The sequence below is a fragment of the Candidatus Nitrosotenuis chungbukensis genome (genome assembly GCF_000685395.1).
In the GTDB taxonomy this organism is placed as follows: domain Archaea; phylum Thermoproteota; class Nitrososphaeria; order Nitrososphaerales; family Nitrosopumilaceae; genus Nitrosotenuis; species Nitrosotenuis chungbukensis.
This window is the reverse complement of record NZ_AVSQ01000015.1, coordinates 177659-204441: the sequence shown is the minus strand read 5'-3', so window position 1 is coordinate 204441 and position 26783 is coordinate 177659. Positions and strand designations below refer to the sequence as shown.

Annotated in this window: 28 protein-coding genes; 12 read left to right on the top strand and 16 right to left on the bottom strand. The window is 43.0% G+C overall.

All coding sequences use genetic code 11. The features are described 5' to 3' along the window. Both NKMY2_RS05985 and NKMY2_RS05980 read right to left on the bottom strand, forming a co-directional pair. On the bottom strand, positions 1-1214 hold a 1214-nt coding region (locus NKMY2_RS05985; RefSeq protein ID WP_042685849.1), incomplete at its 3' end, for an AMP-binding protein. A gap of 66 nt (positions 1215-1280) precedes the next feature. Continuing rightward, the gene (locus tag NKMY2_RS05980; RefSeq protein ID WP_076613395.1) at positions 1281-2228 is read right to left on the bottom strand and encodes a CdvA-like protein; all 948 of its coding nucleotides are present in this window, start codon (positions 2226-2228) and stop codon (positions 1281-1283) included. Between the two features lie 122 nt (positions 2229-2350). Here NKMY2_RS05980 and NKMY2_RS05975 point away from each other — a divergent pair, with 122 nt between their 5' ends. From NKMY2_RS05975 to NKMY2_RS05955, 5 genes are all read left to right on the top strand, one after another. Further along, the gene (locus NKMY2_RS05975) at positions 2351-2626 is read left to right on the top strand and encodes a hypothetical protein (RefSeq protein ID WP_042685844.1); all 276 of its coding nucleotides are present in this window, start codon (positions 2351-2353) and stop codon (positions 2624-2626) included. Between the two features lie 30 nt (positions 2627-2656). Further along, positions 2657-4270 carry an FAD-dependent thymidylate synthase gene (locus tag NKMY2_RS05970; RefSeq protein WP_042685841.1) on the top strand — a complete coding sequence of 538 codons (1614 nt, stop codon included), beginning with the start codon at positions 2657-2659 and terminating at the stop codon, positions 4268-4270. Positions 4271-4312: 42 nt separating this feature from the next. Next, entirely contained in the window at positions 4313-4729 is a 417-nt protein-coding gene (msrB, locus tag NKMY2_RS05965) for a peptide-methionine (R)-S-oxide reductase MsrB (RefSeq protein WP_042685838.1), read from the top strand. Between the two features lie 83 nt (positions 4730-4812). Further along, positions 4813-5823: a homoserine dehydrogenase gene (locus tag NKMY2_RS05960; protein ID WP_042685834.1), complete on the top strand. Its 1011-nt coding sequence runs from the start codon at positions 4813-4815 to the stop codon at positions 5821-5823. Further along, positions 5820-6296, top strand: coding sequence for a PUA domain-containing protein (locus tag NKMY2_RS05955; protein WP_042685831.1), 477 nt, complete (start codon positions 5820-5822; stop codon positions 6294-6296). Before NKMY2_RS05960 ends, NKMY2_RS05955 begins: the two co-directional genes overlap by 4 nt. A gap of 59 nt (positions 6297-6355) precedes the next feature. Here NKMY2_RS05955 and NKMY2_RS05950 read toward each other — a convergent pair whose 3' ends face one another. The 10 genes from NKMY2_RS05950 to NKMY2_RS05905 form a co-directional block, all read right to left on the bottom strand. After that, positions 6356-7012 (bottom strand): hypothetical protein, encoded by a 657-nt coding sequence (locus NKMY2_RS05950; RefSeq protein ID WP_238549784.1) that lies wholly within the window; start codon positions 7010-7012, stop codon positions 6356-6358. Positions 7013-7078: 66 nt separating this feature from the next. Further along, complete coding sequence (locus tag NKMY2_RS05945; RefSeq protein WP_042685980.1) at positions 7079-7660, bottom strand: Ntn hydrolase family protein; 582 nt, start codon at positions 7658-7660, stop codon at positions 7079-7081. 73 nt (positions 7661-7733) lie between these two features. Continuing rightward, on the bottom strand, positions 7734-9092 hold the full coding sequence (locus NKMY2_RS05940) for a M20/M25/M40 family metallo-hydrolase (protein ID WP_042685824.1): 1359 nt from the start codon (positions 9090-9092) through the stop codon (positions 7734-7736). Beyond that, positions 9089-9952 (bottom strand): NAD(P)H-hydrate dehydratase, encoded by an 864-nt coding sequence (locus NKMY2_RS05935; protein ID WP_238549783.1) that lies wholly within the window; start codon positions 9950-9952, stop codon positions 9089-9091. The genes NKMY2_RS05940 and NKMY2_RS05935 overlap by 4 nt, the downstream gene beginning before the upstream one ends. A gap of 35 nt (positions 9953-9987) precedes the next feature. Continuing rightward, entirely contained in the window at positions 9988-10512 is a 525-nt protein-coding gene (locus NKMY2_RS05930; RefSeq protein WP_042685822.1) for a hypothetical protein, read from the bottom strand. A 71-nt stretch (positions 10513-10583) separates the two neighbouring features. Further along, complete coding sequence (locus tag NKMY2_RS05925; protein ID WP_042685820.1) at positions 10584-11393, bottom strand: tRNA (adenine-N1)-methyltransferase; 810 nt, start codon at positions 11391-11393, stop codon at positions 10584-10586. A 47-nt stretch (positions 11394-11440) separates the two neighbouring features. After that, a complete protein-coding gene (locus NKMY2_RS05920; protein WP_042685818.1) occupies positions 11441-11938 on the bottom strand; it encodes a response regulator in 498 nt (165 codons plus the stop codon). Between the two features lie 40 nt (positions 11939-11978). Next, entirely contained in the window at positions 11979-12359 is a 381-nt protein-coding gene (locus NKMY2_RS05915) for a response regulator (protein WP_052347550.1), read from the bottom strand. Positions 12360-12572: 213 nt separating this feature from the next. Continuing rightward, positions 12573-14450, bottom strand: a complete 1878-nt coding sequence (locus tag NKMY2_RS05910; RefSeq protein ID WP_042685816.1) for an arginine--tRNA ligase — start codon at positions 14448-14450, stop codon at positions 12573-12575. Positions 14451-14452: 2 nt separating this feature from the next. Continuing rightward, positions 14453-15148 (bottom strand): phosphoglycolate phosphatase, encoded by a 696-nt coding sequence (locus NKMY2_RS05905; RefSeq protein ID WP_042685974.1) that lies wholly within the window; start codon positions 15146-15148, stop codon positions 14453-14455. 83 nt (positions 15149-15231) lie between these two features. On the opposite strand from NKMY2_RS05905, the gene NKMY2_RS05900 reads away from it, so the two are divergent. Together NKMY2_RS05900 and NKMY2_RS10890 are read left to right on the top strand one after the other, a co-directional pair. After that, complete coding sequence (locus NKMY2_RS05900; RefSeq protein ID WP_042685813.1) at positions 15232-16335, top strand: OBG GTPase family GTP-binding protein; 1104 nt, start codon at positions 15232-15234, stop codon at positions 16333-16335. Positions 16336-16642: 307 nt separating this feature from the next. Further along, positions 16643-16786, top strand: coding sequence for a hypothetical protein (locus NKMY2_RS10890; protein WP_177316519.1), 144 nt, complete (start codon positions 16643-16645; stop codon positions 16784-16786). 70 nt (positions 16787-16856) lie between these two features. Here the strand turns inward: NKMY2_RS10890 and NKMY2_RS05895 are convergent, their stop codons facing one another. Further along, positions 16857-17138: a hypothetical protein gene (locus NKMY2_RS05895; protein ID WP_042685971.1), complete on the bottom strand. Its 282-nt coding sequence runs from the start codon at positions 17136-17138 to the stop codon at positions 16857-16859. Between the two features lie 24 nt (positions 17139-17162). Further along, a complete protein-coding gene (locus tag NKMY2_RS05890) occupies positions 17163-18530 on the bottom strand; it encodes a collagen-like domain-containing protein (RefSeq protein ID WP_042685810.1) in 1368 nt (455 codons plus the stop codon). A 120-nt stretch (positions 18531-18650) separates the two neighbouring features. On the opposite strand from NKMY2_RS05890, the gene NKMY2_RS05885 reads away from it, so the two are divergent. Further along, positions 18651-19736 carry a tetratricopeptide repeat protein gene (locus NKMY2_RS05885; RefSeq protein ID WP_042685808.1) on the top strand — a complete coding sequence of 362 codons (1086 nt, stop codon included), beginning with the start codon at positions 18651-18653 and terminating at the stop codon, positions 19734-19736. A gap of 9 nt (positions 19737-19745) precedes the next feature. Here NKMY2_RS05885 and NKMY2_RS05880 read toward each other — a convergent pair whose 3' ends face one another. Both NKMY2_RS05880 and NKMY2_RS05875 read right to left on the bottom strand, forming a co-directional pair. Beyond that, the gene (locus NKMY2_RS05880) at positions 19746-20537 is read right to left on the bottom strand and encodes a sulfurtransferase (RefSeq protein ID WP_238549782.1); all 792 of its coding nucleotides are present in this window, start codon (positions 20535-20537) and stop codon (positions 19746-19748) included. Continuing rightward, positions 20534-22342 carry a nitrite/sulfite reductase gene (locus NKMY2_RS05875; protein WP_042685803.1) on the bottom strand — a complete coding sequence of 603 codons (1809 nt, stop codon included), beginning with the start codon at positions 22340-22342 and terminating at the stop codon, positions 20534-20536. The genes NKMY2_RS05880 and NKMY2_RS05875 overlap by 4 nt, the downstream gene beginning before the upstream one ends. Positions 22343-22615: 273 nt before the next feature. Here NKMY2_RS05875 and NKMY2_RS05870 point away from each other — a divergent pair, with 273 nt between their 5' ends. The 4 genes from NKMY2_RS05870 (at position 22616) to NKMY2_RS10270 (ending at position 26756) form a co-directional block, all read left to right on the top strand. Further along, entirely contained in the window at positions 22616-23434 is an 819-nt protein-coding gene (locus NKMY2_RS05870; protein WP_042685801.1) for a sulfide-dependent adenosine diphosphate thiazole synthase, read from the top strand. A gap of 7 nt (positions 23435-23441) precedes the next feature. Beyond that, positions 23442-24224, top strand: a complete 783-nt coding sequence (locus NKMY2_RS05865) for a DUF6775 family putative metallopeptidase (protein WP_042685799.1) — start codon at positions 23442-23444, stop codon at positions 24222-24224. A gap of 31 nt (positions 24225-24255) precedes the next feature. Beyond that, on the top strand, positions 24256-25245 hold the full coding sequence (gene trxB, locus NKMY2_RS05860) for a thioredoxin-disulfide reductase (protein ID WP_042685796.1): 990 nt from the start codon (positions 24256-24258) through the stop codon (positions 25243-25245). An 83-nt stretch (positions 25246-25328) separates the two neighbouring features. Continuing rightward, positions 25329-26756: a sensor histidine kinase gene (locus tag NKMY2_RS10270; protein ID WP_052347545.1), complete on the top strand. Its 1428-nt coding sequence runs from the start codon at positions 25329-25331 to the stop codon at positions 26754-26756. Positions 26757-26783: the final 27 nt, after the last annotated feature.

The window sequence follows — 26783 nt, the reverse complement described above, 5'->3', positions numbered from 1 at the left end:
GATAGCATCATGCCGCCAGTTTCAGTTTGCCACCAAGTATCAATTATCGGGCAATTGTTCTTTCCTATCATTTTAAAATACCATTTCCACACCTCTGGGTTTATCGGCTCCCCAACAGTCCCCAACAATCGAAGTGAGGACAAGTCAAACGAATTTGGAATAGAGTCACCGTACTTCATAAACATTCGGAGTGCCGTAGGAGTGGTGTAAAAAATTGTAACCTTGTATCTTTGTATGATATCCCACATTCTAGACGGGGATGGATAGTCAGGTGCACCCTCATACATCACCTGCGTTGCACCACACAACAGCGGACCATACGCCACATAGCTGTGTCCTGTAACCCAACCAATATCAGCAGTGCAAAAATATACATCGGAGTCTTTTATGTCAAATGCCCACCTAAAGGTGGAATGAAGATGTGTCAAATATCCACCAGTATCATGTAGTACGCCTTTGGGCTTTCCGGTAGTTCCAGAAGTATACAGAATGTACAGTGGGTGTGTGCTTTCCAAAGATTCCGCATCGCATGTTGCGGAGGATCTTTTTACAATATCCTCCCACAGTATGTCTTTTTTGTTTTGAGTTATTGGGATTTTTGCTCGGTTTAGCACAATTACATTTTTCACAAAGTCCAAGTTTTCGACTGCAGCGTCAACTACATCTTTTAATCTTACAACTGTTCCTCGCCTGTACCCTCCATCGGCAGTGATGATTATTTTTGATTTCGAGTCCAAAACCCGATCCCGGATGGATGCCGCACTAAAACCGGAAAATATTACAGTGTGTATTGCGCCAATCCTTGCGCATGCAAGCATTGCCACCATTAGCTCTGGCACCATTGGAAGGTAGATTGTCACCCTATCGCCCTTTGTTACGCCAAGCGATTTTAGCCCATTTGATACTTTTTGAACCTCAGAGTACATGTCCCCATACGTGATTACGCGCCTCTCCTCGTTTTCCCCCTCCCATAAAATGGCAGGCTTGTCCTTTTGATTTTGGTGAATATCAAGTGCGTTATACGAGGCATTTATCTTTCCGCCAACAAACCAGCGCGCAAAAGGCAGGTTCCATTCCAAGGTTTTGTCCCACGGCTCAAACCACGCCAGGTTCTTTGCCTGACTTGCCCAAAACGCAACATAGTTGCCAGACGCATCAGTTCTTGTTTTGGCATCATTGTTTCCAAGACCGATGGAAAACTTTTCAGATTCCACGATTCCTGTTTTGATTAGTCATTTGTAAATGTTAAAAATTAGAAAAAAGAGTAGTGCCTTTGAGTGTTATGCAGTTTCCATACCCGCAAACCAGTCAGTCCTGCTCTTGTCAGGATTTGGTTTTATGGGTGCGGAAGGATCATCAGTGTTTTGACCTACAGGCGAGCGCCAGCGTTCCTCTCTAATTGATTCGGCCGGAGAAGAAATGCTGTCAGATGCGCCAAGTGGTTCCACATGATGTTGTCCCGAAGCTTGACTTACTTGCACGTTTGTCTGATCAGGACTTGGTGCTTCAGTTTTTACTTCGTTTGCGTGGTATGAAGGCGTGGGATGAGATTCGACTTGCTTTCCATCGTTGGTTACAAGATACGAAACTGCGGATTGTTCTATTTGCTCTTTTTGGTTTATCTGCGTTTGAGCTCCATCGATTGACATGTCAGTCATTCTTCTTTGGATGTTGACAATCTCTGCCTTTTCATGATCAATATGCTCTATTATTTCACCAGTGTTGGTCTTTATGAGGTCATATTTGGATTCAGAGATTTCGTTGCTCTTGAATTGAACCTTTGCGTCAAATAGCAAAATCTTGACTGATTTTAGTTGGCCGTTTAGTTCTTCTAGTCGCTCTGTTAGTTTGTGCGTGATTTGTTTTTCGGCTTCCTCCAGTGTCAGCAGTTTTGACTTGTACTTTTCATGGATGATTTCTGCATCGTCTCGCATGTCATCGTTTTCTGAAACGATGTCGATTAATGCCTTAAGACGCCTTAGTGTGAGTCCTTTCTCACGCAGGAATCGTTGTGAATCGAGTCTCCATTTTGGGATAAAGATCACGACTTCGCCCTGAACTACGAGTTGTTCAAATGGTACTTGTCGCAGCCCTTCTAGGCCACAATCAATTCCCACAGTCTGTACGGAGCCATCAATGTCAGTTATTGTTCCAATAACTTTACCCATGTGGGTACCGTACATGTCTTTGACTTGCTTGCCGATAATCTCTATTTCGTCCTTGTTCATTGGTAAAACTTGAGCGTTTCATATAACCTAGGAAGTGTTAACAAGCTTTCTAGTTTTGGTAAGAACAATTTAACAAACCAGTTTTCGCAATTTTAAAATGCAAAGTCGAAAAAACACACTCCATGATAGAAAAAGACGGATTGGACCAAATTCTTCACTTTGTCGCAAAGCGCTGGATAGAGTTGAGCAAGGATCCAAACAGCGAAGCAATGAAAAACCTGCCAACAGACTTTTGGATGAATTCAGTCGGAGGCCAAGCTGGAAAAGGCCGCTGGATTACAACTCTAATGTATACAGAAAACGAGAGTGATGCAAACGCGATGAAAGAAGTGTTGCTAAGATGGCAATCCAAGGCAAAGACCAAAGGGCCGGATCTGATTCAGATAAACCGGAAATAGTTTATTTAGAATCAGGAAATCTGGGATCTGTTGACAGGAGAATTTAGTGCATCGGAGGAAAAAATTCTTTTGGAACATTTCTCAAATGCCGATGATTCGGTGTTTGCAATAATCACACCACAGCAGGTGGATCGCGGCGCACTCATGTCACGATACAGCAGGACTGACAAAAGCATGAGGCGCATATTCTTAGACGAGTTTTTGATAAACAAAAATCGCGGAGAGGAATTCTACAACAAGGTCCTAATAGAATATGGCGATGACTCTGTTGCAGAGCTTGGAATTGCACAGATCGCAATTGAGGGAATATCAAACATCGCAGTAAAAAAAATCGAAGACAGGCGAATCGGCATGTCGTATTTGGAAAAATCATCACGCTATGTAGCATGGGATAAAAAAATCAACAACGAGTACAAGTTTTACAGGGATCCCGCAATAATGAATTCAAAATTCGCCGACAGATATGTGGAATCATGCAACTTGGATTTTGATGTCTATTCAAAAAACATACAGCCGATGATTGATCACATCAGGGGAAAAGAACCAATTGCCAATTTTAAATTCAAGGATTCTACTTCGGGGGACGAAACAGTTTTCACAAAGCTAAAAAACGAATCAGACATAAAATCTGCCACTTTCATTTACAACGCATCAACTAAAGCAAAGGCACTTGACATTTTGAGAGGATTGCTTCCGGCTGCAACTCTTACCAATGTTGGCGTGACTGGGAACGGTCGCGCCTTTGAATACCTGCTTACAATTTTGTTCGGATCCAGTCTTGAGGAAGAAAGAACACTTGCTCAGAAAATCAAGCATGAGCTTGATACTACAATCAAGTCGTTTGTCAGACGCTCAGACGACAAGTACGGGATAGCCATGCAGGAATACCTCAAAAATCTGCACAAGACGGGCCTCAGCCTAGCAAAGAAAGTGCAAGTAAAGGCACCAGGGCCGCTAGTGCATTTGGCAGAATCAGAGTCAGAGTCAGACGCAATAAACAAAATAGTCGCAGCTGCAATGTACGAGCAGTCACAAGGTTCGTCATACCAAGACATTTTATCATCTGTAAAAAAGATGAAATCCTTAGAAAAAATCAAAATCATAAACACGTTTGTAAAACTAAGGCAGAACAGAAGGCAAAGACTGCCACGCGCCTTTGAGATGACACAGTACACGTTTGACATCATCGGCAATTTTGGAATGTTCCGGGATTTGCACAGACATAGAATTCTCACACTCGAAAGACAGCTTTTGACAACAGATCACGGTCATGTCATTCCAAAAGAAATTAGCGAGTTAGGAATCGAAAAAGAATACAAAGAATGCATGAACACTTCAAAGCAAGTCTTTGATTCATTGCGGGCAAAGTATCCGAATCAAGCGCAGTATGTAGTGAATTTTGCATACAACTATCCGTTTTTTATGAGATTAAACTTGCGTGAGGCAACCCATCTAATCGAGCTGAGAACAATCCCTCAAGGACACATAGACTACAGGCAGGTGGCGCAAAAAATGTTTTTGGCAGTAAAGAAGGCACACCCAAATCTATCAAAGATCATCAAGTTTGTCGATCTCAACACGTACGACCTTGAACGATTTGAATCAGAAAAACGAATTGAAGAAAAAAGAAAAAACCACAAATAAAACCAGAATAACCCTCTAATACTTTGCATTGGCATGGGTTTCATGGATGAGATTTCAAAGTCAGACCAAGAATGGAGGCAGATCCTCACACCGGAGGAATTTGGCGTCTGCAGGAAAAAAGAGACAGAGGCACCATTCACAGGCAAATACACCTACAGCAAGGAAGACGGGATTTACAGGTGCACTTGTTGCGGAAATGAGCTGTTTAGCTCAGACACCAAGTTTGACTCTGGCACTGGTTGGCCTAGCTTCTTTGAGCCCCTAAAGGAAAACAGCGTAAAGTATGAAACAGATACTGCTTATGGCATGACTAGAACGGAGGTAATGTGTGCAAAATGTGGCTCACATTTGGGACATGTTTTTGACGACGGGCCAAAGCCCACGTTTGCCAGATATTGCATAAACTCAATCTCGCTGAAACTGGAAAAAACAACTGACGGTAAAACTAACCAAACGTGACACCAATACGATTAATAAAATAGCTATAAGATAAGACGGTTGGAAATGAGATGTCTTTTGGTTTATTTGTGGAGTAGACAGATTTGCGCATAATCATTTGCGGGTTTGGTACAGTCGCACAAAGCTTGGCAAAACTGTTGGTTTCAAGAACAGACGACCTGTATGCAAAGTACGGTCTAAAGCCAAGAATAGTCGGGGCCTTTGACAGCAAGGGGGGAGTAGTGGATCCATCAGGACTTGATCTCAACAGACTAGTCGAGGTCAAAAAAAAATTTGGCACAATAAAAAATTATGACAAGACAAAGAAAAACTGGTCAGGACTAGACATCATAAATAATGTAGAAGCAGATGTGCTGATCGAAACTACTGCAAGCAACTACCGGGATGCAGAGCCAGGCATGTCTCACATCATATCTGCAATGAAAAACGGAATGCATGTAATATCTGTCAACAAAGGGCCGCTTGCACTGGCGTTTCCGTCACTTATGGAGCTTGCAACATACAATCAGGTGTTGTTAAAGTTCAGCGGGACAGTAGGCGGTGGAACGCCAATTTTGGATTACGCAAAAAACAGTTTACGAGGAGAGCAGATAACGTCCTTTGCAGGAATTCTAAACGGTACTACAAACTACATTTTGACTAACATGGAGCACGGCATGAGCTTTGGCGAGGCGTTAAAGGACGCAAAATCAAAAGGGTATGTAGAGGCAGACGAATCACTTGATTTGGACGGTTTTGATGCGGCTGCAAAGCTTGTGATTTTGGCAAACTGGATAATGGGAATGAAGGTGACAATGCCAGACATAAAAAGAACAGGCATACGAAATGTGACTACGAAAGACATCAAGGACGCAGCAAAGAAAAACTGCGCAGTCAAGTTAATTGCATCCTGTGACAAGGAACTAGTTGTCAGCCCACGCGAGATATCCACAGACGACCCACTTTGCGTCAACGGCACACTGAACGCAATATCATTTACATCTGAGCATTCTGGTACACAGACAATCATCGGCAAAGGAGCAGGAGGTACTGAGACTGCAAGTTCCATACTCAGAGATCTTTTGGACATTCGCAAGGAAATATCTAGAGATTGAAATCAAATCTTATTTCAAAAACTGAGACCGCCGATGTTCTAAAGGAGATCAGTTCGCAATGGAAAATTGAGCTGCCAAAAATAAAAAACCTAAAAATTTACGAATTAGACGAGGGCGCAAGAATAATAATTGGTGAGGGTATGACTGCGATAAAAATCGGTGAGAACTATCTGCCATTTCTCACAGACGCAAAAATACTGGAGAAATTCCCAAGTGTCACAGTAGACATGGGGGCAGTGAAATTCATGTGCAATGGCGCAAACGTCATGAGGCCCGGCGTGAAGGCATTTACAGAATTTGAAAAGGGCCAAATTGTGTGCATAGTTGAGGAATCACAAAAAAAGGTTCTTGCCGTCGGACGTGCACTGGTGTCTAGTAACGAGTTACCGACGATGGTAAAAGGACAGGTTGTTGAAAATATGCACTATATTTCTGATACGTATTGGGAAATTAAAAAATCAATAAAAGACTAAAGCATTTCTGCGATTGCGCATAGGTTAAAGCTGACGCGCATTAAAATCGGCATTCTAAATTAGTTAATGATTATCGGAATTCCAATTGCTGCAAAACGATCACAGCCATCTATTCCTCCAGATGGATGAACAGTCCAAAGGTAATATTGGCCAGGAGAGCCACGGAAAAAGACAGAGCCTTCCCAACCTGTCTGACCGTCAAGCTCTGGAATGCCATTCTTATGGACAAACGAGCCTTTTTTCTTGTCCTTGTTTTGTATCACATCATCTCCACTCAGAGGAAACGGAATCGGAAGCATCCCATGAGATAAGGAAATAAGATCAATTCTTTTGTTATCGTCATTTGAGCCGGACTTGAACCACTGTGTCCATACATCAAAGTCAGTAAACCATGTTCTGTCAAAATAAAAAAAATCAGTTGTAGAGAATCCCAGTTTTAGTTTTGCGTCGTTATACGTACTTCCATCCACACATTCATCTATTATTTTGTAATCAACTTTGTAAACTTGGTTAGAGTTTCCTGTGTAATGAGCCCTAACGTAATAATCTATCAGATTGTCATTGTTAAAGTCAAAATCACCTACATTCTTGTCAGATACATAAATTGGGGCATGCCCATTTCCAAGAACCGTAATGTCAGCCACAGACAAGCTGGCAGAGCCAAACACCATGACAGCGCTAATCAAAACAGATGTTAAGAGTAATCTAATTTTCAACTATGAAATATGATCTTCTGACATATAAAAAACCATCATATCAATATGCCAGTGACTCAGTTCGGCCTATAATTTTTCCGTGAATTCTTTTATGCCTTGTTTTGTGATCACAAGGATGTCGATTCCATCACCGCTAAAAGAGTCCCTCATTGTTGCAGCCTTGATTGATCTTATTGCAAGGTCAACTGCATCTTTTTCTGACATTCCTTCCTTGAACTGCGGATCCAAGACACCAAGTGCCATTTCTGCACCTGTGCCCACTGCGGCATATTCATCAGGCAATACAGATCCCAGCGGATCAAGCGTATAGATTGCCGGCTTGTCAACTATTCCGCCTACTATTACCTGTGTAAGAAGTGGGAAGTATCTGCGTTCATACATCAGATTAGATATCATTTTTGCGACGGAGTTTGGCGGAACGTCGCGCTTTAGCTCCATTTTTCTAATTTTTGTAAGTGCCTTTATCTGTAAAGCGAGAATTTGCATGTCTGCCACCAGTCCTGCGCACGCTGCCCCTACCTTGTCTGTAAGCGGGAATGTCTTTTTGGTTGTTTTGCTGACTAGAAAGTTTCCATATGCGATTCTTTTTTCGCTTGCAATTACCACGCCGTCATTGAATGTGATTCCCACGGCTGTTGCGCCAGGCATGTACATTGCAGTCATGTTTTCAACCCCCTCTATTGCACATTAAAGTCTTTTCGGGGCAATTACGCATGATCGATTAGTTGTGTTTTGAAAACCCATCCATGATCAGGCACATGCATTTTGTGGTTTTCCTCAAAAGATCAATTCTTGCAAATTCGTTTGGCGAGTGAATTCTTGAAAACATGTATGTCGATCCAATCGAAACGCATGGCGCCCCGAGCACATTTACAAATGAATGCATCGGGCCGGTTCCGGCATTTGACACATTCACTACAAAGTCCCCAAACGACTTTTTTGCGGCCTCTTTAATTTGCGTAACAAACGGATCTGAAGGGTTTGTTCTTGCTGCAGCCTCGCCATGATACATTTTGATTTTGACATCAGAGAATCCATTTTGCCTTAGGTGTTTTTGAAGCCTGGCAAACTGTTTTTTCGGATCCATTTTTGGGACAAGCCTGAAATCAATTTTGACAAGTGCTGATGACGGAAGGACTGTTTTTGCGCCCTCCAGAGTATACCCAGATACAAGTCCAGCTATGTTGCATGTCGGATCTCCTGCAAGTGCTTTTTTGATTTCAAGTCCGCTTTTGCCATTCACGAACCCTTTGACGCCGTACTCGTTTTTGAAAGAATGCTCATCAAACGGCTCTTTGCCTAGTAGTTTCAAGTCGCTTTTACTAAATGGCACTACCTCCCGATACCAGTCCTTGATGAGGATTTTTCCAGATGTATCCCGCAGTGTTTTTAATGCATCGACCAGTCGCCATGCAGGGTTTTTCATAATCACTGCAAGACTAGAGTGTGCGTCCCGGACCGATTCCCTTACGGATAGTTCCACGTATAGCAATCCCTTCATGCCAAGCCCAATGATTGGTCGGCCTTTGGAATCCACATAGCCAAATTCCCAGATCACTCCATCGCATGAGAATTTTTGTCTGAATCGTTTCAGATACGCCTCAATGTTTGCGCTGCCAGTCTCCTCCTCGCCTTCTATTACAAATTTGATGTTGCATGGGACGTCACCGGTTGTTTCCAAAAACGATTCCACTGCCTTTATTCTCGTTATGAGTTCACCCTTGTCGTCAGCCGAACCGCGGCCAAAAATTTTGTTCCCCTTTACCTTGCCGCTAAACGGATCATCGTCCCACAGATCAAGTGGCTCCACGGGCTGGACGTCATAATGATTGTAAAACAGCAGCGTTTTGTTCGGATTTTTCTTTGACTTTACCTCTCCAAAAACGATTGGTGCAACTCCCTTTTTTAGGCGAAGTGTTTCAGATGAAACTCCGGATTTTTTCAACATGTTGCTTACAAGTTTTGCGCATTCTTCAATTCCCTGATTTTTTGCAGAGACACTTGGCTGCCGTATTAGGGTTTGGAGGTCCCGAATCAAATGGTTAATGTTTTTGTCAACGTGTCTCAGTGTTTGGTTCATTTTGTAATCCTGTCAAAGGGTTTCATCGCTGCAGGTATGTTATCTATCAGGTCGGTTGCAACAATGTGCAGTCCGTTCTTTTTTTGTGCCATCTTGCCTGCCATCCCATTGATGTAAGATGCAGCCGCTGCAGATTCCAGAGGATTGCGATTCCGCGCAAGCAGTCCTGCAACTATTCCAGACAGCACGTCTCCTGTCCCTCCAACTGTCATAGATGCGAGGTTCTTTGGATTAACATAGGTTTGATTTCCATTTGATATTACATCTGTGCTGCCTTTGAGAAGTATTGTCACAGAGTGTTCTTTTGCAAACTTCTCGACTACACTAGTCCTTTCTTTTATTGACGATGGAGGCATGATTCCAGACATTCTCTTAAATTCGCCTGCGTGCGGTGTCAGCACAATGTTTTTTTGCGGAAGGTGCGGCAAAATGTAGCTTACAATGGCACTTGCATCAAGTGATATCCTCACGTCTTGGGAGGCGAGCGACTTGACGAGCAGCTTTAGTGCCTCCTCGTCAGGTATTGAAAGACCCATTCCTATGGTAGCAGAGTCCAAGTCGCTTGGAGTCTGCCCAAGTAGTTTGTTTGCAGCCCCGCGCGTAAGCTTGGCATCCACCATTGGGATAACAATAAGATTTGGCGATATTGCGCGAACAGACGAAGTGATAATTTTTGGAACGCAAGTATACACCAGATCAGTGCCGGACCGTAGTGCCGCAAGTGACGCTAAAATTGGTGCGCCATGATACATGTAGCTCCCCCCGACAACGAGTACCTTTCCGTTGTCCCCCTTGCGAGAATCTCGCTTTCTTGGGGGAATGAATTTCCTAATTATTGCAGGCTGCAGTCGTGTTGCCACACTTGAAGTTGAAACTAGTACGGATAAATTTTCTTCTATTTGGACGGGGATTTTTCCTTGCCTTCAGTATTGATCATTTGCCGGATTGTCTCAATGACCTCCAGTGACTTTATCTCCACCTGCTCAACAAGCCAGTCCCTTTCCAAGGTAAGTTGTTCTTCGGAGTGGCGCAGTTTCTGCAGAGCTTCCTGGAGCTGGCCATTTAGAGCGTCGGAGCGCTTCTTTTCTTCTGCCAGTTGAGCGTTTGCCTGCTCCAGCTGGGTTATTTTTTCATTCAATGCCAGATTAAGTTCCTGCAGCATTGTTTCTTTCCATTTTTCTTCTTGCTCTTGGCGTTCCAGATCACGTATCTTGCCGTTAAGAAGACATGATAGGTCTTCTAGCATCTTTTCCTTTTTGATTGACTTTAGTTTGCCGATGTCTCCTGCAAAGCTAAGCTTTTGCAGATCCTCTTTTGTCACCTGGTTCTCAGGATTGATCATTCCAAAATTGTTCAGATTTTGTTTTGCCTTGTTTACCTGAGAAAGGACGTTGTTGGACTTTTTAGATTCCGAGGGCAAAGCACATCAAAAGTACAACAGATAAAAAGACTATTAGATCGTGTTTGTGCGATATATCCAAACAGCGAGTATTACTCGGTCGGGGCTTCTTTTTTCTCTTTTCTGTCGTAGAATGCCTTTCTTGCAAACGCAAGATATGTTGTATGCCCTATTCCCCTAAAAGAGTGGCGTGTCTTTCCCTCCCTTGCGTCGATAGTTCTCAAAATGTGTTCCGTGCATTCAATGTCAGTAAACTCATTTTCCACCAAGCCCATGGTCAGCTTTTCAAGTTGGTTCATGGTAGGGCAAATAGCAATAAACGCGCCGCTTCCTTTGAGCATCTTGCGCACCTGCGGTAGAACAACCCAGGGGTCCCCAAGGTCGACTACGGCCACATCTGCGTCAGATAGCGGCATTTTCTTGGCAGTCTTGATATCAAGCTCGTTCATCGTCACGTATTTTATCATCCCTGCCTTGGTGATGTTTTTCTTGGCAATCTCCATGAATTGAGGTTCCACATCAAACGTGTGCACGTGTCCTCGCGGCTTTACAATGCTTGCCAGAAAGGTTGTCAGGGCGCCGCTCCCGGTTCCAATTTCAAGTATGGTTTGACCGCTTTGGATTCCAGCCCTTGCCATGATATATCCCAGGTCCTTTGGGTACACTATCTGCGTTCCATGCTGGCTTTTCATCACAAAGTCGTGGATTGTAGGTTTGAGAAGGTAGACGTACTTGTCCTTGTTTGTTCGCAGTCTTGAGCCGTATTCCTTGCCAATTGCGTCGCTGTGCCTGATAACCCCAACATGTGTGTGCAAGACCTGCTCCTTTGAGATTTTGTTTAGCCATTTTTTAGAATCATTGTAAAAGAACAGAACGTACGAGTTGGTTTTTATCTTATTCATGACTTTGTGAAAAATTTTTTAGATAAGAATCTAACTAATGATAGTTTTTAGAAGGTTTTGGCCTTTTGGATTTTTCTTAACGCGTCAAGATAGTCGCGTATTTGTGCATGTGTCGGATTGAGATCTTTGAGATTTTGCACGTCGACGTTTAGTTTCGTAAGCTCGTCGTATATGTTCTTGTCCTCGATGGTATCAATCAAATCTTGAAGGCTGAAGGGTTTTTGCAACAGTTCCACGATTTGTTTGAGGTTCTTAATCGAGTCAACCAAAGTCTCCTGCACATATGCGGATGCAAATATTATTCTCTGAGAAGGATTGATTGCAAGTATTTCTTTTGCTGCGTCAAGGCCGTTCATGTTTGGCATGGAATAGTCTAAGACCACTGCACCGAATGGATTTTCCTGGCTTATGGCATACTCTTTTGCGTATGCAGTTACACACAATTCTCCGTCAGACGCAGTTACAACAGAGTGGCCCCGATCCTCAAGCATGGTCGTGTACTGAGCAAGCAGGTCCGGCTCATCATCGGCTAGCAGTATTTTCATATTTGGTGTAACGGGCTTTCGCACATATAGGGTTTGCCAGTTATTGCAGGATTGTAACTATGCCGTTATTGACCTTGTGTATCGTTTCAATGACGCTGTCAATTTCGTACGGCTTGTAGATCACCGCAGATGCATTGAATTCCTTTAGTTTTTTCTCAGTATCATAGGTAAGATCAGCTGTAACCATTATTACTTTGGCCGCGGGGTTGATTTTTTTGATGTTTTCCAAGCCATAAAACCCGTCATATTCGGGCATCATCACATCAAGCAAAACAATATCAGGTCGTAGACTTTCATACAGTTCGACTGCTTTTTTGCCGCTATGGCCTCGCCCTACGACATTGATGTCCTTAATTTCCAAATACTCACAGAATACCTCTACGGTATCCACGTCATCATCTATTACGATTACCTTTACCACAATAACCACCATTATCTTTTGTTAAATCATCCCAGCATTTTTCGTGATACCATTTTCCATCATACAGGACAGTTCCATCTGCAACAGGAACAAAATGGCTGCAAAATCCGCAGACATTACACAATTTAGGTACGTGTAACTGGGTCATGATATACAATTTTTAAGATTAATCGATATTATTCCCTAGTTTGTTTAAAGTAAACATACGTGCAACTACATTCTAGCCGGGGTTTCTATGCCAAGCAAGTCCAAGGCACCCTCAAGACAAGACTTGAAGGAATGGACTAGGCAGAGTCTTGCATTAATGGTATTTGTATTCTCAGAATCCAAGACCTTAACATGTTCGTAAAACGCGTTAAATGTAACTGCCAGAGAATAGCAGTATTTTGCAATCACCTTTGGGGACAGATTGTTTGCCGCGTCCTGGATGTTTAGATCAAATCTCCCGATCAATTTTACAAGATTTGTCTCGTATTCGCCATCAAGTAATTCGTATGATGCGTCAAAGTCAGGTTTTGTTTGTGCCTTTTCGAGGATTCTTACGGCTCTGGCATATGCGTATTGGATGTACGGTGCCGTGTCACCCTCCAAACTAAGGGACTTGGAATAATCAAATGTTATAATTTTGTCAAGATCCTGTTTTATCATTTCATATCTCAGTGTTGCCACTGCAACCTTGTTTGCAATATCATGCAGGTGTTCATCGGAAAGACTTGGGTTTCGTTTCCTTGTTTCATCCATTGTCTTTTGTTCCAGCATGTCAAGTACCGAGTCGGCATTTATGTACAAACCCTTTCGACCAGACATCTGAGTGTTCTTGCCCTTTGTGTCAATGCCAAGCGCGTTTGCAGTGTCCGCACTAAGCGTTACAGACTCGTATCCTAGGTGCAGGTATGATTTTTGCGAGGAGTCAAACTTTGAGATCAGATCAGTGATTATGTTTTGGAGCCTGGCTTGCCTTGAGTCAATAACTGTCACCACCATATTACTTCTAAAGTGCTGCTTTGGGTCATTGTTTTTCTCCAGCGTCGTTTGCCACAAAACCTTGTGGTTTTTCTGAACGGTGTATTTTTTGTAGTAAAATGGATCATCCACCAGCCCGAGCTTCCATGCGGCATACGGGATGTCTTTTGCAATGTATGTTGCAGTACCGTTACTTCGCACCAGCACCTTGTCTTCATCCTTCGATAATATTACCCAGCATCCGGCGTTTTTTCCCTCCGTCTCATATTTTATGAGATTCATTTGCTTTAGTTTTTCAAAGATTTCCGGCCAAAGGTGAGAACGCACTATTTCAGATTCAAAGTTCAGACAGTCATAGTACGCGCCCAATCGCCAGCACGTCTTTAGTTGTTCGGCGAGAACTCGATTTGTTATGCTCTTGCCAAACTTTGCAATCTCAGAGCTGCCGTCCTCTAATTCTTTTAGGATGTTATTTCTGGTCTCCTCAAGACTTTTGTCCTGGGCATATTGCTCAGTTGTCTTGACATAAACCTCATCCCCGCAATAATGATCAAATTTTTGCCCCCCAGGAGGTGTTTCTGAAAATCCCAAGTGTTTGAAGCCAACTATAATGTCTGCCACCTGAAGGCCGGAATCATCCACGTAGTTGAGCACCACGACGTAGTGGTTTGCCTTTGCCAGAATGCGCGCAACTGTATCGCCAATGACAACATTACGAACATGGCCAATATGCAGCGCCTTGTTAGGATTTACACTGGTGTGCTCCACTATCACCTTGGATTTTTTTCCGATGTCGATTGCTCCGTAATTGTCGTCTTTGGCCGCAGTTATTATGAGCCTATTTAGCGGAGCGTTGTTTGCATAAAAGTTCAGATATCCAGATTGGTGTGGCTCCACTTTTGAAACAAGTTTGCCCAGATTTTTTTGGTATTCATCAGAGATCAGTTTTGCAATGTCATAAGGGCTTTTCTTCAAATGCTTGGAGGCCAAAAACGCAATGTTGCATGTGACATCACCAAATCCGGATTTTGCAGGCTCCAAGGTGAAAGGGATTTCCGGAATTTGCAGTCTTTTTACGATTTGCAGGAGATTTGATCGTATCTCATCAAGCAGAATGCGAAAGCTCATTGTTATATCTCCAAAAGACTGGGAGCAATTTTATCAAGGGCCTCAATTACGCCGTCTCCGGCATGTGCAGAAACAGACATTGTTGCGTGCGATTTTACTTTGTCTGACGCATTGCCAACGGCAATGCTAATTTTTGATACATTAAACAACGGAATGTCAGTATCGCTGTCACCTATTGAGATTACATCTTCGCGTGACACATTGAGTCTTTTCATAACCTCTTCAAAACCCCGTGCCTTGTTGATTCCAGCAGAATTTATGTGAATTGCATACTGACTGTCGGACAACACCACGTCTAGTTTGCTGTGCTCTACAACCTGTTTTGCCTTTTCGATGTCAAATGTTCTCTCAAGTACAACTTCGGTCATTCGTGGGAATACGGGCTTTTCCACAATGTCGCTCAATTGTGAGCGGATAACTTGTAGTGCATCGACGCATTTTACCTTGTTTCCAAGAAGAAGGTGGTCATTTGCACCGTATGTGATACAGCCCCCATTTTCGCCGACTGCGATTGTGTTTAATCCCCCATATACGGCAAGAAGATACCCCTCAACTGACGAGCGTCCGGAGACAAAAATCACATTATGGCCCAGTTTTCGGATGTAACGCAGTGAGTTCAATGCATCAAGATTTATTCTGCCACCCCCATTTTCTGTTATGGTTCCATCAATATCGACTGCAAACGTCTTGCGTTTCACAGAGTCATTTGCATACTCCCAGATAATAATCAATCAAGGAAAAATAAGATTTTATTAAGAAAAGTAAAATTTGGTAATTAAAAATGGGAATTCCAGAAAAAATAAAAGCAATTCAAGACGAGATATTAAAAACTCAGTTAAACAAGGCAACTGAGCACCACGTAGGTTTACTCAAGGCAAAAATCGCAAAGCTAAGAAGAGAGCAAGAAAAAGTTCAAACTAAAAAAAGTGGTATCAGTTCAGACGGATTCGATGTTAGGCGGACAGGAGATGCGACAGTTGTGTTCATCGGACTGCCAAGTGTAGGCAAATCAACACTTCTCAACAAGCTGACAGGATCAAGGTCGGCAGTGGCAGCATACCAGTTCACAACACTAACAGTAGTTCCAGGAATTCTAGACTATCGGGGAGCAAGAATCCAGGTGCTGGACTTGCCTGGAATCATAGAAGGCGCATCAAAGGGAAAGGGCTTAGGAAAAAGAATACTGTCAGTTGCCCGAAATGCAGATTTGGTTTTGCTCATACTTGATGTTTTTCAGCCGTATCATGAAAATGTACTCAGAACTGAGCTCAACAACATAGGGATAAGGCTCGACCAAAAACCCCCAAACATAGTTATAGAAAAAGCTGCAATCGGGGGAATTTCAATAGCACAGCAAGTAAAGCTTACAAAATTATCAGAAAAACTTCTCAAAGAAATTCTTCATGTTTATGGAATCACGAGTGCAAGAGTACTCATACGAGAAGACATCACTGCGGAGCAGCTAGTCGACCACATTACAGGCGACAAAAATTATGCACAGTCAATCACAGTACTCAACAAGATTGATCTAGTCGATGAGAAATTCCTAAAAAATGTAATGACAAAAATAAAATCCGAAGTGGTTCCAGTTTCTGCAGACTCTGGCATAAACGTCGACTTGCTAAAAGAAAAAATTTACGAGAAACTAGACTTTATTAGAATATACATGAGGCCAAAGGGCGGAGAAACTGACTTTAAGGAACCATTGATCATCAGGAGAAATTCCACAATAGAAGATGTTTGCAATAAGCTGCACCGAAGCATGAAAAAAGAATTTCGTTATGGATTAGTTTGGGGCAAGAGCGTCAAGTTTGCAGGTCAGAGGGTTAGCATTCATCATGTTTTAGAAGACGAAGATGTCTTGACAATAATAAAATCACGTTAGAAAAATGCGATCAGTATGGATCACGAAACTGAAAACAGATGGTGCAAATTTTGTATGACAAAAACAAAACAGGAGATTGTTTTTCTTCCTCAGAATGCAACATACAAACGTAGAAGGCAGTACAAATGCACAATTTGTAACCACACAAGTTGGTTACAAGGAAAAAGACCGTCAGCTGAAAGCGTTTATTGAAAAAATTGCGATCTGAAAAAAATATTTTTGCAAAAAATCGTTTACTATTTGTAATCACTTTGTGTAATTTTGTTTAGTTTAGCTATAGAAAAGATAGTAAACACTATTTTACGTAATGGCTACTAAACGTAAGTCAAAAGCTAAACGTGCAGCACCAAAGCGAAAGGCAGCTCCAAAAAGAAAAGCAGCTCCAAAACGCAAGGCAGCTCCAAAGCGAAAAGCCGCAAAGAAAACTGCAGCTAAAAAGCGACGACGATAGATTCGTCAACGCAAAAAAAAATTTCGTCAATCACAATTGACGTAAATTTACTATTTTTATGAAATTTTTCTCAACTAAACATTTGCCCAGGCGGCGGCGTGTTTTTATCGTTAATGTTTTTCTCAACTGAGAACGTTCGTTCACTTGGAATCACGGTTATCTTTATCGAGGTGTTAACAGCATAGTGCGGAGTCCCATCAGGATTTTTGTGATTTGTTGCGATGCCAACGCGGTCTAGATCAACCTTAACTTTAACAAGCGTTCCATCTTCCAGCTTGAATGCGACAAAATCATTTCCCACTCTTTCATAATCCAGCATCTTAAATTCAATTTTAGATTTTGTTTCGCTCAATTTTTTAGCACCATCACAATGCATCTAGTAGAGATAGCTCATTAATTTTATCTGTTCTTCAGTTGTAATCATGTTCTTTGCAGTAAGAATCTCAAGTAATTCTCTAAACAATGCTTTTTGTTCATCAGACATGCCAGCTTGTCCAGTCGGACCTGGTGGACCTGGTGGACCTCTTGGGCCCTTGTCGCCGGATGGACCTTGCGGGCCTATTGGACCCTTGTCGCCCGATGGACCTCTAGGACCAGGTGGGCCACGTTCACCTTGCGGGCCTTGAATTCCTTGCGGGCCTTGCGGGCCTTTTTCTCCAGACAGTCCCTGTGGACCTATCTCACCTTGCGGACCGTGTGGTCCGGTCGGGCCCTTGTCGCCTTGTTGTCCTTGCGGGCCAGTCAATCCTTTTTCTCCGGCAGGACCCTGTGATCCCCTCGGACCGCGTTCACCTTGCGGTCCCGGAACTCCAGTCAATCCTTTTTCTCCGGCAGGACCTTGAGGGCCCTGAGGTCCCTTGTCGCCGACTTCTCCTTGTGGGCCGCGTAGTCCTTTGTCGCCAGGAGGGCCTAGTGGACCCTGAGGTCCCTTGTCGCCGGCAGGACCCTGTGGGCCGCGTGGACCAAGTTCGCCAGGTCTGCCAGGTATTCCTTTATCACCAGGTGGGCCAGATGAGCCTGTTGGACCTTTGTCGCCCTGAAGACCAATAGGACCGGTAACTCCTTTGTCGCCCTGAGGCCCGGGTGGACCAGCAACTCCTTTGTCGCCTTGAAGACCAATAGGACCGGTAACTCCTTTGTCGCCGGCAGGACCCAGTGGACCTTTGTCGCCCTTGTCGCCAAGTGGGCCAGTTGAGCCTTTGTCACCCTTGTCGCCCTTGTCGCCAGTTAATCCCCTGTCGCCCTTGTCACCTTTTTCTCCAGATGGGCCTTTGTCACCCTTGTCGCCAGGCGAACCTGTCGGACCTTTGTCGCCAGTTGGACCCCTAAGTCCAGGAGGACCGCGTTCTTCTCTCACGCTGTATCTTTTATCATCATGAAATGAGATAGGTTCTGTAGGCTCTGGCGCGGGCTCTCTTTTTCTTTGCTTTGGGGGAGTGGTATCTTCAGGCTGCCTAATTTGCACTTCAAATACAGAGTATAATGATGAGAATTGGTCACGTACGACTATCCAAACTGAGGATAGATCAAAGACAGATGCGGGGATTGGATTACTATCGCTTCCTAAAATTTGGGAAAACGTGTTGTCTTTTACATGTAAGTGGAAGATATCTTGCCATAAAGCGCTAAATCGCTTACCTTTAATTTCGTCCATAGACGGTTGCGCACCGCAAACTGAAATTTGAACCTCGTATACGCCGGATTGTTTAAACGGTGCCGCGCCTTGAATTTCTAATTTTTTCATGTCGCTAGGCAATATACAACCATTAATGTGGAACTATTTTTGTATTTTCTATCATTTGTCTGTTTTATGACGAGTAAATCAGGAATAGTATTTATTCAAAAGACATACCATTAACGGTAAATGGACGATCCGGCCAAAAACCTTCCAGAAGTTACAGATAAGAAAGAAACAAGCATCGTAAATCCAGATTATCAAAAAAATAAGCTCTTTAAGAAAGGAATTCACCTCATGGCAGATGAAAAACTAGAGGATGCAGTCAAGGTCTTTGAGCAAATATTGAGGCTCGATGCCACAGATACGGATACGCTCTTAAAATTAGGATACTCCAAGTTTCATCTAGATGACTATGCAGGGGCATTGCAGGCCTATGACAAAGTACTGGATATCGACGTTGCAAATAGCGAGGCGTGGAACCTAAAGTCACTTGTCAATTATGAACAAAAAAATTACGGAAAGGCCCTTGATTGCGTAGAAAAGGCAATAGAGTCAGACCCAACATACGGCATGGCATGGTACAACAAGGCATGTTATCTTTCATTGTTAAACGAGGTTCCACATGCCCTGGAATCGTTAAAACGCTCAATTGAAATCGACGTAAAGAATGCAAAACGGGCAGTAAGAGACAAGGACTTTACAAATGTAAGAATCGAGGACGGATTCAAAAGAATTGTAGAGGTTGTCGTTTTAGAATCAATCAGGCAGGGCTATCACACAGTCGGAGCAATAGTATGGACCACGTTTATCAGCAAAATCGAAACGGAGGAAGCATTAAAAAAATTATTAGAAAAGGGGATGATCATCAGAAGTGAGAAAAGGCAGGGACTGAACAAAATCGATACCTATGACTTGGTGCCGGAACTAGCAAACAAAGTTGGAACCGAAAAGAAAAGCCTCCTTGGATCAACAAGAAGGCTGCCAAGTACCATCAAAAATCTAAAAGAAGTAAGCCAGGCAATCCAGACAACAAAGATGGTAATTGAGGAAGAAGATACTGAAAAGCTAACCAAGACTTTTGACTCGTTTATTGATCCTGCCAAACTTGGAGGTCTGATGATTGATCAATTTCTAGAAGAGCACCGAGAAATCAGATTGCTCAAAGTCAGAATTGACGAAAAAGGAAAAGAATACCTAAAAGAAAACAAAGAAAAAATCCTCAAGCTTTTCGACAATCTTGAAATCACAGTGACGCAAAAGCTGCGCGGATAATTTTTTAATCTATTCTGCAGACAGGTCCCAATAGTCAGCGTTTTCCTGCTTTACAATTGGCTTGTTGAGGTTTTTCCATTCCTTAAAGGAGCGAACATACAACTTGACGTTTGGATGATCAACTGACTTTAGCGCATAGTATGCAAGTCCGGACAGGGTGCCGACGCTTCCACAATATGTTATTACTTCGGCGTCATCTGAGATGCCCCTGTTTTGGAGCAGTCTTTTCAGCTCATCTTTTGGACGCAGAATTTTGTCTTCTGATGCAAGCGTCCTATATGGAATGTTAATGGCGCCAGGAATGTGCTGCTCCAGATAGTTTAGGCGCTCACGATTATCAAGCACGATTACGTTTTTGTTTTCTTTTGCCCTCTCAAGGTAGTCTGCGGTTGCCATGATCTCAGGTTTGAGAGTCATAGAATGCATCTTTGCCCCAACGATTGGCTCGTTTGCATCAGTTTCAAGACCAAGCGATTTCCACTGGCCATATGTCATTTCAAGTAATGATACGTCCCCATGGCCCAGATATTGAAGTGTCCATGCTACCCTCGAAGCAAGAGCGCCGAAGGTATCATCATATGTGACAACAGGAGTTTGATCATCGATTCCAAGAGATTGCGCCATCTTGAGAATGCGCTCCGGACTATCGTCTGACAGCAGATCAGCTAGCGGAAGATTTACTGATTTTGGAATGTGATCTTTTTTGTAATCTTCTTTGCGTCTTACATCAATTACTCTGACACTATTGTCTCGGATCAGTGAACGCAGCGAGTCGGCATCTATTATCGGCTTGCCAATCAAGCAGCACATTCACCCTTGCCAGTTCTAGTGTGATAGCTTGAATCGCTTCCATAGTCGGCGTAAAAGTCCTTGTCATCAGCAATGGACGGCACCTCAGTAAGCGGCAGGAGTATTTTTTTAATGTCAGCGATGGATTTCGCATTAGAGTCACTGTGGCCAGTGACAATTTTGTGAACCCAGGACTTGAGAGTGTCATTTGATTTTTTATCTGCCTTGAACGTTTCTATGATTTTCAAAATTGCAGGAATTACCCTTTTTGCAGGAATCCTAAGCACGTTGACTCCAAGCATCGTCTCGCCGTCGGATCTGCCGCCAAGCGAGAGCTGGTAAACAGGATACATGTCTTTGGCTTCGTTTCGTCCGCCGCCGCCAAAGAATCCAATTGTCGCAATTTCGTGCTGCCCACACGAGTTTGGGCATCCGCTTATTTTGATATTAGAATCCCTAAGGTCGTCATCCTCATCAAGTTTCAAATCAATGAACTTTCTTTGGATTTCTTTTGCCAATCTATGTGAATTTGTCAGGGCCAGATTGCACGATGTCGTGCCAGAGCAGCCAACAGGATGTGCCATTGTGAGCGAGCCGGGATTTGCCAGTCCTATTTCCAATAGTCGCGAGTACAGTTGTGCCAAGTCAGATTCTTGCACCCATCTGATGAGCACGTCTTGATTAAATCCAGTTCTTCCATAGCCTTCCGCTGAAAACTCTCTGCAGATGTCAGCTAGGGCCTTGAGTTGATTTGCAGTGATGTCACCGGCCTCAAGCGTTAACGACACAGAATGATAGCCCTTTTGCTTTTGTTCATATGTGTTGTTTTTTCGCCATCGCGAAAAACCGTCTGGAATGGATTTTCCATCAGAGCCAGAAATTCTAATAGGGTTTGAAATTTTTGCAGGAGCATCATCGATGTCCAGAGTGACCACTACAGACTGGGTTGCCCTAACAACTGCCCTTTCCTTTAGGACCAAGTTTTGGAAGTTTTCCCATCCCATTTGATCAACGAGGTATCTCATTCTGTTTCGGGCGGTGTTCTTCCTATCACCAAGTCTGTCAAATATTCTGAGCACCGCAATCGATGTGTACAGCAAATCTTCTTCCGGTGTAAAGTCTTCAAGCTGGTGTCCGACAAATGACTTGTTACCAAGACCACCTCCAAGAAAAATCTTAAATCCGCGCTGAGGCCTTCCGTCAACTGATCTTAATTGCGGAATTAGTCCAACATCGGTCATTCTCACCATTCCGTGTTTCTCACAGCACGTAAAATTGAATTTGAATTTTCTCGGCAGCGCCTGATTCAGCGGGTTTCTCAGGAAAAACTTTGCAGTTGCAATGGCATAAGGAGTCGCATCAAACTCTTCTGCACCACAAACTCCTGCAAGCGGGCTACACATTACGTTTCGAACTGCGTTTCCACATGCCTCCCTTGACGTAAGACCAACATCGGTTAGGCCGCGCATTATTTCAGACACATCCTCTAAGATCACCCAATGAAGCTGGATGTTTTGCCTTGTCGAGACATGCGCGCTTCCTATTGAAAATGCCTCACTGAGGTGCGCCAGTTTTTCTAACTGGTTTGGATAAATCTCTCCTGCAGGGAGTTTAATTCTAACCATCGCATAATCGTCAGTCATCCTAGTGCCATATGCGCCATGTTGTAAACGGAATCTCCTAAAGGAGTCAGAATCGATTTTGCCTTGCCTGAAGAGTTTGACGGTTTTTGCGAAATTTTCAGCCTCCTCTACCCTTGCCCAGTTGATTTTGGGCGCTTTGCTGTCCTTTGCCGGTTTTACTACAGTACTGCTCAAATTCACATAAGCTTTTTTAAATTTAGATATAAATTTTTGAAAGAAGGTATTTTCGTCACCATACATGAGATGACAGTCATAATTTTCCACTTTATTGGATTTATTGAGATTAGTGCCGCCTAATCAGATCTGCAAAAGCTTTTTTTCTCGGAATTTTCAACCGAATTCATAGCAAAGTAACCATACCGGCAGTATATGGTGGGTTCACTCACCATATACTGAAATCGTGTTTTTGACAATAAACTATTAATTGGTTCTAACAGGTCTAAATTCATGCAAAGTACGTCAGTTACAGAAAAGACAAAAATTTTCACAGACGTCAGTGAAGCTCAGATAACAAGGGCAATTGCAGACGAATTCTTCTCAGTGTTTACAGATCACATTACATCAGATGTAATAATCATAGGCGCGGGTCCGGCAGGCCTCACAGCTGGACGCGAGCTTTCGCTCATGGGCTACAAGGTTCTGATCATAGAACAGAACAACTACCTAGGCGGAGGATACTGGCTTGGAGGATACATGATGAACCCAGTAACAGTACGTGCACCGGCGCAAAAGGTGTGGGATGAGCTAGGAGTCCCATACAAAAAAGTCTCAGACGGACTATACATTACAGCTGGTCCTCACGCAGTATCAAAGCTAATAGCAGCCACGTGTGATGCAGGAGTAAAATTCCTCAATCTGACTAAATTTGATGATCTCGTCCTAAAATACGGCAGAGTGTCAGGACTAGTTGTCAACTGGATGCCAGTCTCTGCCCTACCAAGGAACATCACGTGCGTAGACCCAGTAGCACTTGAATCAAAAATGGTAATTGATGCGTCAGGCCACGACTCTGTCGCGGTAAAAAGACTAGTCGATAGGAAGCTTGTAGAATGGAAGGGAATGAATCCAATGTGGGTCGAAGACGGCGAGGACAAAGTTGTAGAATATACGGGCGAGATCTACCCAGGACTAGTAATTGCAGGAATGTCAGTTACCGAAACACACGGTCTTCCAAGAATGGGACCAACGTTTGGCTCGATGTTGTTTTCTGGAAAAAGGGCAGCTGAAATCACGGCTGCAAAACTAAAAGAACTCAACAGAAGCTAATAATCACGTGAGAATATCTAGACTTTTTCTATACGACGAACCTTCCGTCCCAGAAATAGCCATCAGCAACCTGGCAGATTTTTTACAAAAAACTTTTCACGTCAAGACGGTAAGGCGAGAAAATATTTTCAAAAGCGCAACAGAGGCAACGGCATATGATCTTGCATCATCCAGAATTTTCAACGTGCGCCAACCGTTTCAAAGGCATATACCTGCCAATGAAGAGGTGGAATTTGAAAAACAGACGTTCCAGAACACGTCCAAGGTTGAAAACATCGTGCTTTATGACGGGTTTGAATTTCAGAGAATAGTCTCAAGTTTGATACCAAGTGACGAGTTAACCACGGAAGACTTTCATTTTATTTTCACAAACAAGCTTACCTGTACTTTTGATTCCGGCGATTACAGATACCATGGGAGAGCGCTAATTGGCGCAAACCCATCCATCATTTCAACTACTGGGATAATCGAGGCGCCCGCAAAACCGCGCCAATACTATATGGATTTGATGACAAATTACGGACAAGGCCTAAACATCGAATCCATTAAAAAAAAGCACCAAGGCACGTATTTGGAATATCATGACTCGCGGCTTGGAAAAATAGTTGAGGGGTACTGCCTACAGGCATTATTCTATTACATCACGGGCGAATCGTTTTGTGATCTTTTAGACTGTAGATTAAACAATGCTCATTGGCAGCGTGATCTTTTGTATTCACAGATTGAATTTGGAAAACTCTGCAGCAAACATTCGGATATTCTAAAAAATTGGACGTCGCACCTTGAATGACTTAAATTGTTGATATTTTTTACTCATATTCATGATGTCAGATGCTGGCTCCTCAGTATTAATTGAAAGAGACAGTCCAAGTAAGCCAGAAAAAAAGAAAACAAAGTACGACGTGATCATAATCGGCGCAGGCCCTGCAGGATACACGGCTGGAATTTACTGCTCTCGTGCACGATACGATACTTTGATAATATCAGGAATTTTGCCCGGCGGCCAGCTAATGAACACGACAGATGTTGAGAACTATCCAGGGTTCGCAGACGGCATAATGGGCCCTGATCTTATGATAACGATGAGAAAACAAACAGAAAGAATGGGAACTGCGATAATCGATGACGAGGTTATCGACGTAGACTTTAGACACAAACCGTTTAAGATATTGACCGCATCAGAGGAATACGAGTGCAGGGCAGTAATTATTGCAACCGGTGCGTCGCCAAAAAAATTGGGATTGCCTGGAGAGACCACCTTTGGGGGTAAGGGGGTATCGTATTGCGCCACGTGTGATGGGCCATTTTTTAGAAATCAGGAAATAGTGGTAGTCGGTGGAGGAGATTCCGCTATTGAGGAGGGCATGTTTTTGACAAAATTTGGCAGCAGGGTCCACATGATACACAGAAGGGATCAGCTCAGAGCAAGCAAGGTAATGCAAGAAAGAGCCATGGCCAACCCAAAGATACAGTTCCATTGGAACAGCGAAATCACAGACATACAAGGAGATCAAAAAGTCCAAAAGGCGATATTAAAAAACATAAAGACTGGAGAGATTACAACGCTAACAGCTGGCGGCATATTTGTCGCAATAGGTCACACTCCAAACACCAAGATTTTTGAAAACCAGGTAGATCTTGATTCCCAAGGATACATCGTTCTAAAAGACCACACCAAGACAAACGTTGAAGGAGTGTTTGCTGCAGGAGACGTCCACGATCACAGGTACAGACAAGCAATTACGGCGGCAGGCTACGGATGCATGGCCGCAATTGATGTTGACAGATACCTAACTGAAAACAAAGCATAGTAAGTCTGTTCAGCTCGAACAAACATTCACAGAAAGAATCCAGAAAATAACTAAAAGCATGAACAGTTTTTCAGGGCGATAGCATGTTTGCCGGAAAGACTAGCTTTAAGATCAGCGGCATGGTCGGAATAATCATCCTACTGTTAGGAATTACCATCCTGTTTGGCACGTATCAAATGTCCAAAGTCAGTAATGAAATCATAAACATATCACAAGAATATGAGCCATTACAAAACACTCTTGGCGAAATCAAGTACCACCAAGCAAATCAGGTTGCAAATTTTGAAAAGATCAAAACTGGACAGCTATCAGAGACGGATTCTGACATTGCAAAAGAAGAATTTTGGTCAAGCAACACCATCATAAAATCAAACATAGCACAAGGAAAAAAGCTAGCTGAGACAGGATACAATATGGCACCGACAGATGCAGACGGCAATGACTTTAAACAGATTCACAAAATGTTCTTAGACGTTGAGCAAACACATAATGAGTTTGAATACATGGCAAAGGATTCGCTAAGTTCCACTCAAAGTGATTTTCTACTAAAACAAATTGCATTAAAGGAAACCCAGTTCAAGGAGAAAATAGACAACACGTCAAATGAGATTAAAAAACTCAACGAGCAATCGATTAATGCAATCGAGGGTCATGAACGCGGATGGCTCATAGTACAAATCGGAATCATGATAGTTGTAGGGATAATTGCAATTTCACTTAGACATTTCATGCATGAAAATAATGCTGAGCTAAAAAAAGAGATAGAATCAAAAACCATAGAATTACAGGAGGCAAACAAAAAACTTCGTGATCTTGACAAGTTAAAAGACGATTTCATAAGCATAGCGTCTCACGAACTAAAAAGCCCCATTCAGCCAATCTTCGGCTTTGCAGAGCTTGCACAGTCAGGAGACATCGACCAGAAAGAGGCGTGGGACGGAGTAACGACACTTGCAAAAAAACTACAAAACCTGGCAAACGATGTGCTTGACGTAACTAGGATTGAAAGTAATCGTCTAACATTATATCAAGAAAAATGCAGGATTAACGAATTAATTTTAGAGACAACTAGGATGTTAAAGACGGGACTAAACAAAAACGTCAGAATTGTAGAAGAGCTAGACGGCGATATCGAAATAACACTGGACAGGACACGAATTGAACAAGTACTTCGAAATATCATCAACAATTCAATCAAATTTACGGAAAACGGTACAATTAGAATAAAGACTGAGATTAGCAAGAGTTCAAACGAATTTCTTATCACGGTAAGCGATACTGGCCTTGGCATACCAGAGGAGGTTTTGCCAAATATTTTTGGCAAGTTTGTGACAAAGGGTCATGAGAGCGAAAATCAGGGAGGCAACGGCCTTGGGCTATTTTTGTGCAAGGGAATAATTTCCGCGCATGGGGGCAGAATCACTGCACGAAACAACAAAGATGGTGGAGCAACATTTGAGTTTTCAATACCGCTAGCACAGAGAAAAACCATCAATCCGTTGACCAATTAATGCATTGTTCGTCTAGTTTAGACAGAC